The sequence below is a fragment of the Halorubrum amylolyticum genome (assembly GCF_004114995.1).
Classification (GTDB): Archaea; Halobacteriota; Halobacteria; order Halobacteriales; family Haloferacaceae; genus Halorubrum; species Halorubrum amylolyticum.
Genome location: NZ_SDJP01000005.1, coordinates 115,076 through 132,605 on the forward strand (window position 1 = coordinate 115,076; position 17,530 = coordinate 132,605).

At 57.9% G+C, this 17,530-nt stretch carries 11 protein-coding genes; 7 read left to right on the plus strand and 4 right to left on the minus strand.

What is annotated here, in order from left to right:
• Window positions 1-340: 340 nt before the first annotated feature.
• Both ESO89_RS06825 and ESO89_RS06830 read right to left on the minus strand, forming a co-directional pair.
• Window positions 341-778 (minus strand): hypothetical protein, encoded by a 438-nt coding sequence (locus ESO89_RS06825; RefSeq protein WP_128904816.1) that lies wholly within the window; start codon window positions 776-778, stop codon window positions 341-343.
• Between the two features lie 33 nt (window positions 779-811).
• Entirely contained in the window at window positions 812-1,375 is a 564-nt protein-coding gene (locus ESO89_RS06830) for a hypothetical protein (protein ID WP_128904817.1), read from the minus strand.
• A 448-nt stretch (window positions 1,376-1,823) separates the two neighbouring features.
• Between ESO89_RS06830 and ESO89_RS06835 the strand changes: the two genes are divergently transcribed.
• The gene (locus ESO89_RS06835; RefSeq protein ID WP_128904818.1) at window positions 1,824-3,365 is read left to right on the plus strand and encodes a hypothetical protein; all 1,542 of its coding nucleotides are present in this window, start codon (window positions 1,824-1,826) and stop codon (window positions 3,363-3,365) included.
• 42 nt (window positions 3,366-3,407) lie between these two features.
• Window positions 3,408-8,414: a TraM recognition domain-containing protein gene (locus tag ESO89_RS06840; RefSeq protein WP_128904819.1), complete on the plus strand. Its 5,007-nt coding sequence runs from the start codon at window positions 3,408-3,410 to the stop codon at window positions 8,412-8,414.
• 203 nt (window positions 8,415-8,617) lie between these two features.
• Here ESO89_RS06840 and ESO89_RS06845 read toward each other — a convergent pair whose 3' ends face one another.
• Window positions 8,618-9,322 (minus strand): hypothetical protein, encoded by a 705-nt coding sequence (locus tag ESO89_RS06845; RefSeq protein WP_128904820.1) that lies wholly within the window; start codon window positions 9,320-9,322, stop codon window positions 8,618-8,620.
• 1,729 nt (window positions 9,323-11,051) lie between these two features.
• Here ESO89_RS06845 and ESO89_RS18470 point away from each other — a divergent pair.
• Window positions 11,052-11,204 carry a DUF7837 family putative zinc-binding protein gene (locus ESO89_RS18470; RefSeq protein WP_164932759.1) on the plus strand — a complete coding sequence of 51 codons (153 nt, stop codon included), beginning with the start codon at window positions 11,052-11,054 and terminating at the stop codon, window positions 11,202-11,204.
• 119 nt (window positions 11,205-11,323) lie between these two features.
• Window positions 11,324-11,671 (plus strand): TRAM domain-containing protein, encoded by a 348-nt coding sequence (locus ESO89_RS06850; protein WP_128904821.1) that lies wholly within the window; start codon window positions 11,324-11,326, stop codon window positions 11,669-11,671.
• A gap of 608 nt (window positions 11,672-12,279) precedes the next feature.
• On the opposite strand, the gene ESO89_RS06855 is transcribed toward ESO89_RS06850, so the two are convergent.
• Window positions 12,280-13,233: a DUF7544 domain-containing protein gene (locus ESO89_RS06855; protein WP_128904822.1), complete on the minus strand. Its 954-nt coding sequence runs from the start codon at window positions 13,231-13,233 to the stop codon at window positions 12,280-12,282.
• A gap of 335 nt (window positions 13,234-13,568) precedes the next feature.
• On the opposite strand from ESO89_RS06855, the gene ESO89_RS06860 reads away from it, so the two are divergent.
• The 3 genes from ESO89_RS06860 to ESO89_RS06870 are packed head-to-tail and all read left to right on the plus strand — an operon-like array spanning window position 13,569 to window position 16,754.
• On the plus strand, window positions 13,569-14,288 hold the full coding sequence (locus ESO89_RS06860; RefSeq protein ID WP_128904823.1) for a hypothetical protein: 720 nt from the start codon (window positions 13,569-13,571) through the stop codon (window positions 14,286-14,288).
• A 34-nt stretch (window positions 14,289-14,322) separates the two neighbouring features.
• Window positions 14,323-15,144 (plus strand): ABC transporter ATP-binding protein, encoded by an 822-nt coding sequence (locus ESO89_RS06865; RefSeq protein ID WP_128904824.1) that lies wholly within the window; start codon window positions 14,323-14,325, stop codon window positions 15,142-15,144.
• A gap of 59 nt (window positions 15,145-15,203) precedes the next feature.
• On the plus strand, window positions 15,204-16,754 hold the full coding sequence (locus ESO89_RS06870; protein WP_241686145.1) for a hypothetical protein: 1,551 nt from the start codon (window positions 15,204-15,206) through the stop codon (window positions 16,752-16,754).
• Window positions 16,755-17,530 lie beyond the last annotated feature (776 nt).

Consider the following 17,530-nt stretch of genomic DNA (forward strand, 5'->3'; position numbering starts at 1 on the left):
TCATCGGGCGGTCGCAGCGGGTGTGAGCCACAGCTACCGCGTTCACGTTCTGACCGCCTGCCGGCTGGTTCCTGAGCCATCACCGTTCCTGCTTGTAATTTTCTCTCGTGACCAAGCTCGGCATCGATCCCGGCGAAAAATATAGTATCGCAGACGTGGTTTGTTGAGCTAGCAGGCTTTCATAGGTGTTGAAATGCTCAGGAAGTGACACGTTCTACTCCAGTTCCGGTCAATACAGGAGATTCACTGATCGCTCAATACAGGTGAAGCACAGATAGCTCAATACAGGTGAACTACTGAAGGTTTCTGGGGTTTACTCAGTAGAGGAGTCGTTATATTTCTATTTTTCCTCAGATACGACACCTGATTGGCTTGGGCCAAATCGCCGTAACGCAAACGCAACAGTAGATGATACAATCCCTATTGGGACGCCATACAACATTGCTCCCCCCACGCCGGTTAACAGTCCATAGTCAGGTTGAGGGTGATTAAGCGAGAGGACACTATACAGGGCAAAGCCGCTTATGACGATCACGGCGACGGCGATACTCACGAGTATTCCGTCGTTGCGATATGTGTGTATCCCTGCCAGAATAATCGCAGATACCGTGACTCCAAGCGGGCTCATAAGCAAACCAAATGAGTTTCCCATACCAGAATTTCCAACAAGATAGAGTTGACCGAAGAACAAGGCCATGAGAATGACGGAGTAGCCGAGATACCGAAGCGATAGGTTCAACGACTTCCCGAAAAGGAACGATTCTAACCGTGAGTCCATACACTGTGCCGACTCACTGGTCATATAGTGTATTCATACGTCAATGTCGAAACTGACAGCAACAGAACCGTCTCCGATCAAGCCCCAAAAAACGAATCGATACCGGCCCGAAACGAGATCAGGACACACTTCCAAGGGAATTGTATCATTACTTGCGGAGATGATTCCCTCTTCAGTCAATTCAAGCTCCCATGTGAAGCCACCATTGACAAGTTCATCAGTATAGCCGATCTTACTGTCGTCTACTACTCCCCGTACATCGCGCCACCCGTTCTCGGTATATATCTCGAAGTTAAATGAGTCGCTGGTACCTCGTTCGTTGGCATGTAGGTTGATCTCAGCAGTTTCCTCATAATTGAACGAGAGTCCATCTACACGGAGTGACTCTTCGTCCGTATCGCCCCACCTGAGATTGTCTGAATCATACGGCTTAAGATGTCTATTGAACTCGCTGTTTTCACAGACGAACCCATTAGGAGCGTCGGTAGGGTTCCCTTCAAGACGAATATTCCCACTTTCATTTCCACTTTGAATTCCGAGACACCCGGATAAACCTACAATCCCTGTAGATCCGAGTAAGAATGAGCGTCGTTTCACTAATTCAGGATACAGTGGTTGAGAATAAGTGTTTTCGGGAGAAATAAAATTCCAAAACGGACAGGTATTCTGTGACCGGATTCAATAAGCACTCCTCGTCGACCGGCTGTTTCAGCCGATAATATGTCTGAAGAATAGGATTTCAACAGAGCCGCCGTTTCTTGATTTTCTACTGCCTGAGATCCGCAAGTTGGCAGCAAAAGCAATCTGATCTAAAACTCGCTATATCACATACAATGTAAAAATTTAAGACTTAGGGGGGCAGCATATTGCCTGTACGTCATGAAATAACGTGGAAACCGTTTATTTATAAAATTCTAAGTTATATATTTACTTCCTCTGCTAATAACGGGTATCACGGCACAATAATGACTTCACCGCACGAAGCTCTCCAGCCCCGGTACATCTGGGGTAGAGCCGCCGAACTAAGCACCGACGGAGGCCGCAAATGAGCATCGGCGACAAGGTCAAAGGTGCGCTCATCACCGAGTCCAGCGCCTACCCCGCCCGACAAGTCGACGACGACCTCTACGACACCGTCACCGACGGTCTCGCCGACGCTGAAGCCACCAGCGGCCCCCGGCTCCGCGTCCGTCCCCCGCGGGAGAACAACGGCATGGACGCCAGTATCTCCCTCTACGAGACCGTCCACGATCCTCGCGAACAGGTCATCGGCGCGGGCCGCTTCAAATTCGTCCGCACCAACGCTCACATCCACGCCTACGAAATGGTCTACGACGAGGGCAAGCTCCAATTCTTTTTCAAGCCAGCTACCCGCGTCGATGCCAACCAGTTCGAGCGACAGCTCCGCAAAAACTACCCCAACGCACAGATCGCCCAAGCGGACAAACAGTTCCCCACCCTCGACGTCGGCGACCACGTCTCGATGGCTCGGATGCGGCTCAAAAAGCCGTTCTACTACCCCATCAAGTGCAAAATCGCCGAGGAAGACTTCGAGGTCGACCCCTACGGCGATATTACCTCTGACATGGTCGTCGAAGAAGACCAGACCAGCACCGGCGAGCGTGTGCTCGCCGAAGACTGCCGCGTCATGGTCCAAACCGTCTTCGAGCCCGCACGGGACGTGTGGACGAAGCGCCGCCCCTACGGTCTTAACGTGACCGAGGCAGCCGCCCACATCAAGGAGGGAGAGTTGACCGGGAATATGCTTCGCGGTTTCGAGATCCGCGACCCCGGCTCGAAACGCACCCGGGCGGCCAAAATCATCGACAAGCTCCACGGCGCGAAAGGCTACTACCTCACCATCCGCGTCACCGCGATCTCTCCGCACAAAGAGATCGCCGAGCGGCGGTGCAACACGGTTGCCAACGACTTCGAGAAATACTACAACTCGTTCACCGAGCAGGGGCTCGATCCCATTTCGATCGATCCCGAGGAAGTACCGAGACACCTCCGGGAAGTCGCCGCCCGGACGCACAATATCTCGTGGAAACAACGGGTGAAGTTCGGCCCGGGCGGCGGTGCCGTTCTCCAACCCGTGAGCGCGCTCGGGTCGATCGCCCACGTCCCCAACGAGGACATCAACACCCCGGTCGTCGATTGGGCCAAACAGCAGACCGGCCCGGGCATCCCCGCCGAGTCCCGGCAGCAAGACGACATCGACAGACCAGAAACGGTCACCGGGTCCGAGGGCGATAAAGAGACGTTCACCACAGATGGCCCCGGAGAAGGTGGTACAACACCCAATAGACACGTTGCTCCGTCAGAACGCTCAGCCAACAACGACCCAGTCGGGAGTGAAACGACGGAGACGAGCAGGGCTGCGGGCCCGCCGCCCACGGACGGTCCAGACGCCGTAGGGAGCGGAGTAGACAGCGACCCGTCCCAACAGGTCGAACAGGACAATGGCGGGCCGAACGGCGACGCTGAGGGTCCGAGTGACGACACAAACAACGGGAGCGTCGGAGACGCGACGGGGGAGAGCGAGACAGACGACAGCGATCTGTTCGGAGACACCAGCCACCAGTAGTCGCCCCCGAAGCGCCCGGTAGCATACGATACGACACCCAACATGGTATTTGAGTTCCTCAGCGGAGACGACGATGAGTCGAGCGGTCCGATTACCAATGACGACGTGGCGCAACTCCACAACGATCTTGAGCTCGTCGCCGGGCAGATCGAACAGCGCCGCCTCAGTATCGAAGACCGGGTAACAATAAGCGAATACGTAGAGACGCTGTTACACCGCGCTGCCGAAGCGACAGACGATAAAAAAGATATAGAGTGGTACGCCACGGAAAACAACCCGACAACCGACCAGATCGCCGAAGAACTCCGGGATCTCATCAGGTACCTCACACCCGACCGCTTTCTCCCAAGTGCCGGTGAAGACGACATCGAAGCGATGCGTCACGACCTCGGTGGGATCCAACAAGCCGTCGAGGAGATGGAGGAGTTTGACTACGCCTACGTCGAGGAGGAGCGCAACACGATGTACGGCGAGGAGATTCAGTCGATCGGGGTTCCTGACGAGATTGACCCAGACGAGCTTGACCCCGGGGAAGACGGGCAAGAAGTCTACGCCGCCGGGAGTGCCCGAGAGGTCTTAGAGGAGGTGCCCCGCGAGTACGACGACGCCCCGCTGTTCGTCGGGAAAGGAACGCGGAACGGTCGCGACGCGTCGATCGAGAAAAACCACCTGTTCCGTCACCGCGCAATCTTCGGCGTCACCGGCTACGGGAAGTCCACCCTGTTGACGAACGACGCCCGACAGCTCATCGAGTCGGGAGCCGGGCTCTGTTTTATCGACCCGAAGGGCGACGACGCCCGGCGGTTGATGAAGATCATGCCCGAGCACCGGGTTGACGACGTAGTGTGGATCGAACCCGGGGCGACGGGCGACTACCTCTCGGGGTTCAACTTTATCTCGCTCAACATGGACCCCGAGAGAGACGAGTACAACGCCGCGCTCGCGTCGCTCGTCGAGGACCTGAAGAAGATGCTCGCGGCGAACGACGACTACTGGGGGCCGCGGATGGACCGCGTCGCCCAGTCGATCATCACGGGGATGAACCTCTACAACTCCAAGACCCCCGACGACGCCCCCGAGATGAACTTCGTCGATATGTACTACGTCCTCAAGTCGGAGGCGTCACGCCACGAGTTTACCGCGCGACTGAAAGAGGCCGGGCTACGGTTCATTACGCCGCACATGGAGACAGTCGCGGAGATGCCCGAAGACGATCTTGAGCCACTACTCGGCCGGTTCCTCCCGTGGATCCAGAACCCGGTCGCCCGGCGGATGATCGGCTTCCGGTCGGGTGGGGTGAGCATCCCCGACGCAATCGACAACGACAAGATCATCATCGTGCGGATGGGCTCAGAGCCACGCGAGCTCAAGCAGATGCTCGGGATGGCGGTCATCCGGCGTATTTGGTCGCATATCCGGGGACGAGCGGCCGAGTCGGAGCACCAGCGGTCGCCCTTCTACCTGTTCGCAGACGAGTTTGACAACCTCGCGATGCGGGACGACACGATCCCGTCGATGATCTCCGAGAGCCGGTCGTACCGTCTCGCCATGACGCTCGCCAACCAGTATCCGTCCCAACTCCCGAGCAACGTCGTCGACGCGATCACGACCAACTGCGACACCATCATGTCGTTCAACCCGGGCGACAAGAAGTCCGCCCGGACGTACAGTACGCAGTTGGGGCTTGAACCCGACGATCTGACCGAGGAGGTCAACTACCACTACTGGATGCGGACGACCATCAGCGAGAACATGGAGCGGTCTGACGCGTTTCGCGTGTACGCGTACCCGCCGTTTCCCCCGGTTCGAGATACCGAAGCACGCGACGCGGAGATCCAGCGGAGTCTTCAGAAAGTCGGTCGCGAACGTCGCTCCGACGAGCAGGTCTACCAAAACCTCCTGTTCAACGAGGGGGGCGGCCGGTGGGAGACGGGTATCGGTCGAGATATCGCAAACGCGTCAGAGCGCGAAGCAAAACTCCACTTCGCACGAGAGCTCCAGATAAAGGTTCCCGGCCCCGACAGTCCGGGGATCGGCGGCGGGAGCAGCGGGAGCGAGGCCACGCCAACCACGATGGCGTCGGGAGACAGCGGAGCGAGTGCCAGCGGGCAGTCCGGGAGTCCGTACCAGTCGTCGACGGCGAACGACGCGGCAGGCGTCGTCGAGCGGCACCTCGATACGGTGTTAGAAAGCGTCTTTGCGGCCCGACTCCGAGCGGGCAAGCCCGCGGATTCGTTCGTTCCGACTGAGGACGCGAAAGACGAGCTTGTCGCCCGGCTTGAGGATTCGACCGTGGACAGCCTCTCAGAGCTGTCGAACATTTACGAGCGGGTGAACAGCACGTACGCGGAGACGAAGCGGAACGACGGGACGCCGTCGATCAAGCTCACGCCGAAAGGGCGTGGCGTCGTGCTCCAACAGGATACGGGGAGTGCCGGGTCGGGCGGTGGCGACGACCACCGGTGGATTCTCGGGCAGTGTTACGTCGCGTTCACGCAGATCGGCTACGTATCGTGGCTCCCCGAACAGGAGGGTGAGGAGATGCCGGACGGGGTCGCGGAAGTGCCGATCGACGTGACCGACGTGGACGAGAATCAGTCGCGCTCGGAGATGCTAGAGGCGATCGACGACCGTCGCGAGCAGCTACGCGAGGAGTACCCCGGCGTGTGGAACTTCGCCGGCGCTGACGACGTATCGATCGAGGCGGAAACGTCGACGATCAAGTACCCGTTCCAGACGTTCACGAACCTGCGGAAAGCGATGGAGAAGGGTGAGAAGTGCGTCTTTGCGGTGAAAGACGGGACGGGTAACTACGGAAGTTTCACCCACTGGGGCAAGCGTGCCGAGCAGGTTATCTACGAGACAGAGGGCAACGGCAAGGGGATCGAAGTCGTGAGCGACGAGATCGCCTTCCGCAAGTCCCCGCTCTCGGACGGGAGTTACCGCTACTACAACGACGGTGGCGGCGACTACCGTGTTGGCGACGAGAAGATAGCTGTCCGCCCTCACCGGGAGGCCGACGACGAAGGACAGGGCAACGTGGGGACGGTATGGTATCGCGACGCCGAGACGGACGAAGTGGTAGCCGCAGTCGGGGAACAACAGCCGGTTGAGGACGGGGAGATAGCCCGGTTCGATAGCCCCGAGGAGGCTCACGAAGGTGACAAGAACGCCGTCCCCGCCTACTACGAGTACAACCAGAGCGAGGGCGAGTACGTCGTCTACAACGACGGCGAGAAGCTACACTACCCGAGCAAAGAGGAGCTTGAGGCCAACTGGGTGCCCTTCCGCGGCCCGTTCATCCCCGAGGCGCGATTCCCCGAATGGCCCGACAACGACGACTTCGAGATCATCATCTTCCCGGACAGCGACAACGACGAGTACGACCAGCCGCAGTTGTACCACCGCGGCGAGTGTACGCCGCTGTTCGACCACCTCGGTGTCGAGTCCGTCGACGACGTCGACGCCGGCGAGATCGAAGGTCCGGGCGAGATCGAAGACGCGACCAGCGACGAGCCCGTCGACGAAGACAAAGACGAGGCGACAGCCGCCGATGAGAGCGGCGAGAACGGCGAGAGTGCGCCGGAGAGCGAGGCGGACGGCGACTCTCTCGCTGGAGAGCCCCGGTCGGTTGAGGGCTTTACAGAGCCGCCCACGCCGGCGCGTATCGCGAGCGACGAGCGGATAGAACTCTCCGTCGAGAAGGTCGCCGACGCCGCAGAGGGTGCATACAAGCCGCCCAAGCAGCAGCGGGTCTTCATACGGTCAATCGTGAACGCGCTTAGAACCGATCCCGACGACATGGCCGAGACGGCCGAGGAGGCGATCAACGCGATCGTGCTCCCCGAGGAGATCGAGCCCGACAACGAACCGGCACCCGAGAGCACCAACGACAGCGAGAGCGGTTCAGACGACGCCGAGGACTCCCCGGACACCGCGGCCGATGAGCGCGGCGACACGGACGACTCAGACGGGAGTGAGAGCGACGAGACGATCGGTACGTCGCCGAAGAATCCCGGCCTCTCTCACCCGGGATACCGCACGGCACCGACACCGACACAGATCGTCAAAGACGACCGGGTAGAGCTCACGCCCGAGGAGGTCGCTGCGATCGCACGCGGTGAGCGGGAGATGTCGGGTAATGAGGGGATGGTACTCGGGTTGATCCTCAGACAGTTCGCGGAGGGCTCCCCGGAGTACACGCCCGACGAGGTCAGAGAGGAGATCATCATCCCGCCCGATGGGGTCGGCGCGTTCGCGACCGACGGTGAAGACACGGCCGGAGAGGACACACCGGCCAGCGAGGACACGGCAAGCTCGGCGGGGGAGTCTGACGACGAGGACGATCAGAGTAGTCGCACCGAAGATAGCCACGAGAAACCTTCCGAGCAAGCGGAGCCCGAAGCGGAATCCACCGGACACGCCACACCGACAGCAATAGCCGAGTCAAGCCACGTGGGACTCAGTCCCGGCGTGATACAGGCGTTTGCCGCTGATAATTTCGACCCGTCGCCCGAACAGGTGGCCGATATTGAAGCCGCAATCTTGTCGATCACGAACGGTGAAGCTGAGGACATCCAGACCCGCGGGGACGTGCGGGAGGCAATCGAGTTACCAACTGATTACACTCCTAAAGAAGCAGAGATGGACCGCAAGGACATCGAAGACGAGACGACGGCTGCGGATGAGAGCGGCGACGGTCAGCCCGACGAAACACAGACGGCCGACAGCATGAACGACGGCGTGTGGGGGGCGATCATCGACTCAGAACTGTCTGACTCTCCGTCCACAGAATCGTTCGAGGACCAATCCACGACTCCCACAGAGCAAGAGACGGACCCCGATAGAACAACCGACTCCGGGGACGACGCAACCGAGAACAGCACAGACGATAAGACAGGTCAAGGAGACGAACAGGAAGGCGAAGACACATCATTCAACTCGCGGCCCGACATGGGAGCAATCCTCAATAACGACCCGGACGAGGACGACGGAGACACAGACAACGCTGACGACTCAGACAACCAAGCCGAATCCACAGGCGATTAACTCCACGAGACCATCCCAATCCAGCCTACTCAGACACACAAATCTAACCCGAACTCGGGATAAACGTCACAACGCCGCGGCCATAAATTTCTATTAAAAGACTATGAATACAATCCGGGCGAAAGAACCGATCTTGGCGTGGATGAAAGACGGTGAAACGGTCCCGGGAAGACGGAGAAACAACACCCAGTCAAGCGCCGGTATCAATCCAAAATATCCTCGGGATCATCGGCACCGGATTCTGTCACATCGCTCTCGGCATCGGCGGAGAGCGTCATCAGAACCTCTTGCCGGAGCTCGTCCTTGTCGACCGAGTCGAGGTCATCTGCTTCCGCGAGCGTGTCCATGTCGACTCCAAGTATCTCGCTCAAGACGAACTGGTGTCGCGGGAACAATCTGAGCGCAGCGGTGAGTCGATCTGCCACGTCGGTATCAATCGCACCCATCTGAGATTGCTCTATTTCGGCGATCGACTGAGAGATATTTTCAAGGTTCGACGAAAGCTCAGAAATTTCCTGTTCTAACTCGTCGATCCGGGGGTCAGAGACAGAGCCACTACCCGCACTCGGACTACTACGTTCCGCTTCCACTTCCGAGACGACCTTCCGACCTTTGTCAGTCAGTTCCACGCTCCGAGGGCCGAACGATCCCGATTCCACAGTCGGAGGGTGAACCCGAAGTATCCCCATATCATCAGACGCGAAGCCGCGCCCATTCTCGCCATCCCGAGCTCGGTAGGCGACCTGTGATTTGGTCAGGCTCGTTTCCTCCCGAAGCACGCTCACATTCGCTACTGATTTACCCGGCTCCGTATTGTCGTAATCGTTAGGATTCTGCTCAATATCTTTGACCGTCAACAGAAACTCTACGTCAGCCGGCTTCAGTTCGTACTCGGTAAGGGCCGTCATGTATCCTTAGTCTCCCTACAATTCACCAGAATATCTAGTACGATATTTGTTATGGTCAGCAAATTCCACATAGCTAACGTAGTACCTGAATAAAGAGTATTTACTTATCAGGACCAGCTCTAGCCCTCAATACAAAATATTCGGTATTATGGTACTAGGTCGGGGCTTAATAATGTGTACCCTCTCACATCCACCAATATAGGGGGCATAATATGGGACTCAATAGATAGTATTCAGTTTTGCACCGCTAAAACAGACATGAATAGATAGTATTCAGAATTAAGGGCCTATTCACCCCTTCAATATACTACACCCCCGCATCGACCGCACTAATAGACACGACACCCCCCTATGACCGATGCGAAAGACGATGTGGGGTCCGTCGTGTCACCAGTAAATTGAGATCCACAACGCGACGACGACCGTGGACCGTGGAGACGACGACGCGAAGCCCGACACGAGATCATGCGCTGAACGCGCTCGACACCGCAACACGATCGTCGCCGTCGACACCAGAAGATGAGCTCGCGCACACTATCAGAAGACAGAGAGAAACGAAACGTGGACCGTCGCGACGACGCCGCGATCACGAACGCCAAGTGAGACGATCGACGAGCTCGATCACAAGGACAGACGCAGCGCGCAGCGCAGACTCGAACCCCAGACGTGTCGCGTCGATCGTCGCCGTCGACGATGCAGACGATGCCCGCACATCGAGTGCGAGCTCGCGCTCTCGCATGACCATCATACGACGACGATCAGCCGTGACTCCAACGCGACTCGACGACGCACGTTGACCGTGCGCCGTCTCGTTGACCCCATTTCGTTACACACGTTTCGCTACAGCAACGATCCGCACGTGGGGTGTGCCCTCACAGAGACACGATCCACGAGTTCGACGCCGTCGATCAGGACCGCAACAGCACGCGACCAGATCGCGTTGACCGCGTTGTATTCGAGGAGTATCCACGTTGCTCTCACGAGGGATGACCGTCGACCGCGTCGCGTTCGCACCGCACGTTGACCGCTGAATCTCGCGCATGAGCCGCACCGTCGATCGTCGTCGTCGCCAGCGTGGATCGTCGCCATCGACGACACAGACGATGCCCGCGCAGCGAGCCCGAGTCGCACCGACAGACCGACGCGAACAGACGCACAGCACGTCGCGTCGCGACCGCCGCGACACCCGCGCACGTCGACGCCGATCCACCGCGCTACGCCCGAGTTTCATACAATATGTAGTAATCAGTAATAATACGTACGTGGGGTGTGTGCCTGACACCGTGTTCTCGCGACGCCGATCGACACAGAGTGACGACCGCAGACAGCACCGCAGTGAGCACTCGTTGTGACCGCCTCGCGACCGCCGACAGCACCGCGACAGCACCGTGAGAGACGACCGTCGATCGAGGTGTGCCTACCGCGACAGCACGTCGACGCGTGGACCGCCGCAGCCGAGCTCGCGTCTCCTCATGAGCGAATGGTACAAGCCATGAGCAAGTAGCTGAGGTATTCCACTCGCGAGGGTTCGAATCTTTGGAAGTTGGGTGGCGATCGAGCAAAACCTTAACCAACAAAGTAGAGAGAGCCGATGTTGGTTAATCGAACTGGTGGCCTACATCCACCGGAAACCTAGTGTGTTTGACCTGCAAAGCCGCCAAAAGCTTAGGTTCAAGCCGGGGGATATTCATTTGGAAGGAACTGTCACACGCTCCTTCTACCCCTTCGCATGAACGCTGACGAATCGCCCCTCGGTCGGTGCCCGAAATGTGGTGAGGACATATCCGAAGCATGGATCCTCGTTGAGTACGAGAAGGACGACGGCACAGAGGGCGTGTGGACCGAGTGTCCGGCGTGTGAGAACGTTGTAGCGCCGGAGTAGAGAGACAGCAGAGTAATGTGTAATTCGCCGTGTATGCGGTGTACGGTCTAAAAATGGATATTTCAGAACAACTTCAGTGTCTGTTCTCGGGAAAAGTCGAAGAGCGTAACGGGTCATGTATGATTGAGATACCGGAACAAGAGCTCCGCCTGGGCAACCTAGAGGCGGACGAAACGTACCGTATCGCTGTGTTGCCGTCACCCACGACCAGCGAGCCCACCACTACTGACACCGATCCACAGCCCCAGCAGGCGTCACAGACGCCCCCTGTTGAGAAAGGGGAACAACGCACAGTCGAGATCGAAGATATTGGTGACCAGGGCGACGGCATCACCCGTGTTGAGCGCGGGTTTGTCGTCATTGTTCCCGACACCAAACAGAGCGAGCGTGTCACTATCGAGATCACTGATGTCCGCGAGAATGTCGCCTTCGCGGAAGTTGTCGAACGCGTTAGCTACTACGAGTAGTTCGCAGGTTCATTCTCTTCGTCTGCGGACTGAGTCTGGGTGAGCGTTACAGGAGATTCACTTATGTTGTTCCGTGGAATTTGAGCCTGCTCTCGACGAATTGACATCCTCCTCCGCGTTCACGCGGAGGAATCCTGAGCGTTGGAGATTTCAGGTTCACAGTCCCACCGGGCATCCAAACAGTGAGAATCCGTAGGGATGCTCATGGTCTAAGTCGGGTTGGACTGTTGGGAGTGCCAAGCCCCCGGTACTCCTATTCTCCGTCGTATTCGGACTCCCAGAGTTGTTTGTGCCTCGGGGAGTCCGGCAGACCTCGATGGACTCGGAGTTACTTTTGTCTGCTTCCAACAGTCAACTCCGGTCGAACCCTGTGAGGATTCGCCGGTCATCGACTGGTTCCGATTATTGTTTGATTGCTTAGGGCGGGCAGGCCGCCATCGTAGGACAAGGCAGAATCACTCTGTTCTTGCCTGATTCCCCTATTCCACGAGGATTGCCTGCCACTTGATGGTATGATTTAAGATCTCGGAGTGGCCGTTGAACATGGACTGATTCCGTGTTGTTGGATCCATCCTGCGGCTGAAGCCGCAGGTATTCTCCTTGATTCTCTATAAGATGTTGAACGACTCCTCAATGTCACCGAGCACGAGTAGCGCATAGTGCCGAAGATACGTCACGACGGGGACCTGCGCGAGCGTCCAGATGACGAGCATCGAGAGTCCGAACAGACCCCCGAGTGCGACGAGGACGACGAACCCGATCGTCGATGATATCGAGACGGTCACGTGTATGATCGCGGCCACGATGAGAATAGGGATGAGAAGCACAATCGCGATGATTCCGACCACGATCGAGGCGATGATACCGGCCGCGACCGTCAACAAGAACGCGACCACGACGTACGCTAGATACTGTTTCCACGCGCTCTTGATCGATCCCCAGAGGCGACGCCATGCCGCGAGTACACCCGAGTCTGCCTGAATCATGAGCGGGACGACGAACACGGTTGTGAGTCCCGACACCAACGCATGCAGGACGCTGATGAGGAACACAACCGGAATCCCAACGAGGAACACGGTGAAGGGGACGGTAGGATCACGTCCGGTCAGAATCGGGACAACAAGCAGCGCGATCCAGCCGGCAAACAGTGCGACCATCGGGAGCCCGATCGCGATCCGGAACCCGAATAGCCGGAGCCCCTGCCGCCAGCGCCGGCGCCAGTAGCGTCGGATCGATACCTCCCCCGTGCGGAGCGACTCGATCAGGACGAACTCCATGATCGCGCCGATCAGGGCGAACAATCCGACGAGGAGGAGTCCGGCGGCAACGATCGCGATGACGAGCGTCACCACGTCGACCGGGAGGCTGAACGGGAGCTCCCCGTTCGAGACGTCTCCCGGCGGCGTCGACGTGTTGAACTGTGCCGTCGGGAAGCTTACCCCGCTTCCGACGAAGAACACGACAAGCGCGAGTTTGAGCCAGCGGCGCACATCAACGGGTGTCAGAAACTCTCGGGTGACACCGAACGCTTCCTCGATGTTTTCGACTGCGTGGAGGGCCATGGGGTAGAGGACGCAAACCGAATAGATAGCCCTTCTGGTGGTGGCTTTCAGGACCCATATTCATACGCGCTCAGAATCTCGGGTGCCGTATTTTTGTCTCCCGGTTTGCTGGCTTCGGCCATCCAGTCATTATTTATACATCTTACAAACATATTGAATATGGCCCTCCCCGAAGCTCCATGGTTCCGCTGTGGGCAACTGATACTGCTCGTATCGGTGACGCTGTTCCACTTTTTCAATCGGCCACCCGTTTGGGCAGATGAGAAACTGCCCCAGGCGGATGTGGCGACGGCTGAGTACAGCTCCACGTTCGACAGGTAGTACCCCTCCGATTGATGCTCTACACTATCGGCGGAGTTGGATTCATTGTCCTTGGTTTGGCGATCGGCTGGTACGGACTCCGGCCGCTCGCGACTGTCCCAAGTATTCTCCGTGCCACTGTGAAGGACCCGAGTGGGGTGACAGAGAGCGGGTCTTTTGTCGTTTGCCGCGGCGTGACGAACGAAGCGAGCGAGACGCTTTCGGCACCGTTTACGGGATCGCAATGTCTTGGGTTCGAGTACGAGGTTACCGAACGGCAACCGTTCGGGATTGGGATCCCGTGGTTTCAAGCTCATCTCGACGATGGTGTGGCGACACGCCCGTTCACGCTTGATACAGCGAGCGGGGCCCTCACCGTCGTCCCATCAGCCAAGCGGTTCGCACTCGATACAGAATCAACGGTCACCACGGTCGGTGCCAGCGAAACGCCACCAGAACGTATCCAACGGTTCGTCGACGTGCGAGACACGCTTGAACCGGTCGCACGATGGGTACGGATTATTCCAGGACTTGGCACGCGGCGCTACGTCGAACGCCGGATCGATCCCGGTGAGGGGTATTTGATTGCGGGGTACACAGAACGCCAACAAAACGAGGTTGTCCTCACGGGTGATCTCACCATCACCGATCACTCTCCGAGACAGTTTGCACGCCACCGGGCCTGGAACGCGATATTTCCGATAGTGATTGCGTTGGTGTTCGTCGGTGTCGGCGTCGGAGGCATCGCTCTATGATCGACTGCTGTACGAAACTGATTGACCCTCTACGATGACACAACCCACAACCGCTATCGCAACGCGCAACCTGACGAAACGATTCGGGAGTGAGTCCGCCGTCGATGGACTCGACCTCTCCGTCGACCACGGCACAGTGTACGGGTTTCTCGGGCCGAACGGCGCCGGGAAGACGACGACGATGCGGATGTTGACATCACTGACCCAGCCGACAGACGGTCAGGCGTGGATTGACGGGAATCCTGTCTCGGATCGCGATGCGATCAGAGAATCGATCGGCTATCTCCCCGAGGAACCCCCTGTCTTCGACGAACTCACCGGGCGCGAGCAGCTCGAATACTTCGGTCGGCTCCGTGATATCCCCGCCACCGAAATGGAGACCCGAATCGTAGGCTGGTTAGATCGATTCGATCTCACCGACGACGCTGACAAGCGGATCGACGACTACTCGAAGGGGATGCGTCAGAAGATCGGGCTGATTCAGGCGCTACTCCACGAACCCGATGTCGTGTTCCTCGATGAACCGACCAGTGGCCTTGACCCGAGAGCGGCTCGGACTGTTCTCGACGTCATCGCGGAGCTCACTGAAGAGGGCCACACGGTGTTCCTCTCGACGCATATCCTCTCGGTCGTCGATGAACTCGCGGACGTCGTCGGCGTCCTCTACGAAGGCGACCTTGTTACTGAAGGATCGCCCGCTGAACTGACGGCGCGGATGGAAGCCGAAGAGGGAACGACCTTGGAAGACGTGTTCCTCTCGGTCACCGCCGAACGCGGACCTGCCACCCCCAGATCGGCTACAGAGGGTACTGGAGACGCCGCCGACTCACAGGACGAACAGGCTACAGACCAATGACGCGGGCGAAGCGTCCTCGGCTCATCGCCCGAACGGAATTCCGACGTCGCTGGCGGACGATGAAGGGGAACCCGATGCAGTTGTTGGCACTCACGTTCGGGGCCGTAATGCTGCTCCCATTCTCGTTCGGCGGTGTGTTTGGCGCGTATCTCGCTGGGGGAGTCGTCGCCGGAAACGAGGCCGAGCCACTCATCGAATGGACACGGATGGTGTTCGTCTACGGGTGGATATTCGTGGTCGGATTCGGCGGGTATCGGGCGTATGCTGTCGCCCTTCGTCCTGATAATCTCGATGGGTTGTTGACGACGGTCTCACATCGAGACGTGATCGCTGGACTTGTGCTGACCGAGTTCGTGCTGTGGTCTGCGTTCTTCCTCACTGTCGGAAGTGCCGCCACAGTTGCATTTGCCGTCGGTGCCGGCTCACTACTTACGATCCCGGCCCTGTTGCTCACACTATGTCTTCTCCTCGCGACTGGGATTCCAACCGGCTTTCTCCTCGCACTTGGCGTGCGGAACGCCGGGGTTCGATCGCGACTGCTCAGTCGCCTCCGAACACTGTTTCTTCTGCTGTTTGGAATTGGGTACTTCGCATTGATCTTCACAAACGCGTTTGCGTCGGTGTTGGAACCGATCTATCGAGTACTCGCCCCGACGCCGATCGACTGGTTCGGCGATCTCGCAGCAATAGGACTTGGTATCGGGGCCTCACCGTTCCGAGCGATGGGTGCCGTGGGATTCACGGCCCTGTTTGCCGTCGCAGCGGTTGTCTCGCTGTTCCGACTCGGAGAGTGGCTTTGGTACGCTGACGGCGTTCACGTTACCCACAAGACCGAGCAGTCGGCTGATCAGTCTGTGTTGTTCGGCGGGCTTGCGCGGATATTCTCACAGCCAGTAGTCGGCGTCATCACGGTCGATTGGAAACGTGCCCGTCGGTCACCGCTCTCACTCTCGTTCGCGTTGTATCCGCTGATTGTGCTTGCCGGCCCAGTTGTCACGGCAGTCCAGACTGGGGAAATCGGCACAAGCCTCCCACTGTGGCTGCTGATCAGTGGAACCTGGATTGCCGGATCGCTGTTCGCGCTCAACGTGGTGGGCCAAGAGGGCGCATCACTGCCCATCACACTACTCTCAGAAGCGCCTGAACGCTCACTGGTCGTTGGACACGTCGTCTCTGGTGCGCTTCTCATAGCGCCGATAACTGGTACAGCAACCGTCGTGGCTGGCATCTTGAGCCCACTGTCAATCGCAGTCGTGGTGAGTCTCGGTGTCTCCGCACTCGTGTTGTCGGCCGTGTCGGGGGCGATCGCGACCGGAATTGGCGTCGGGTTTCCACGCTTTGAGGCGGTTAGCGTCTCACGAAGCACAAAGGCGATTGTTCCGAGCGTCTTCGCCTTCGTGATCTATTCTGTGGTGGTGCTTGTCGTAGCACTTCCGACCGTTATCGCTCACTCCGACATTGCAGGCCACGCGCTCGCTTCGTTCGTTGGTGTCGACCAGTTTGTAATCGGTCTCATTGGGACGGTTGCTTCGGCCGTTCTCGCGGGGCTCGCCGGGGCTGTTTCAATGTACGTCGCACGAAATCGCGTGAGTGAGTATCGTCTTGAGTGAGGTCCAATATTGATGTCAGTGACCGATGACTTCAACTCGGCTTCCACAGATCTATTCACTTCATGTGTTCATCCGCCTGCTCCAGATTCTGTGAACTACCTACCCTCACAGAGCGAACGTTGCAAGCTATGAGCGAGTAGGGTAGGTAGTCCACTCAGAGGCGGTTCGAGACTTCGGAGATAGGATAGCGATCGAGTATGATCTTAACCAACAGTGTTGTGGATTGGTGCACGTGTTGGTTAATCAGAGGATCAATACCTTCCGAACCTGTTCCAACGTGGTCGATATTGACATCCTCCTCCGTCTTCAGGCGGGGGTCAAGCGGACAAGCGCGTGAATATCCACAGTTCTATCGCGGTCTGGATTTCCATCGCATCCAATTATACTTTCACTCCGGATGGCCGAGCCTTATACGAAATCAAAGAGAATACCTGCGGCTTCAGCCGCAGGATGAATCCGACACTACACTTCGCACTCCACTGTCTATCGCTACGCCGGATATTCTTCCCTCATCTCTACCCGTGCTTTTACAAAAAATGCGAATATAAGATATTATAGAGACGTTTCAGATGTTAGAAGTCCACAGAACCCACCGGGCGACAATTCGCAACCACTCACAGGTGGCGGAGTCACTCGACCGGCATGGGTGGTCGGCCAGCAAACTCTGGAACGTCGCAAACTATAGTAGCCGTTAGAACTTTCGGCACGGAGTGCTGTACAGTACCTAATGGATCATCTCGACGAGATCTCCGTCGAAGAACTCCAAGACGCGCTTG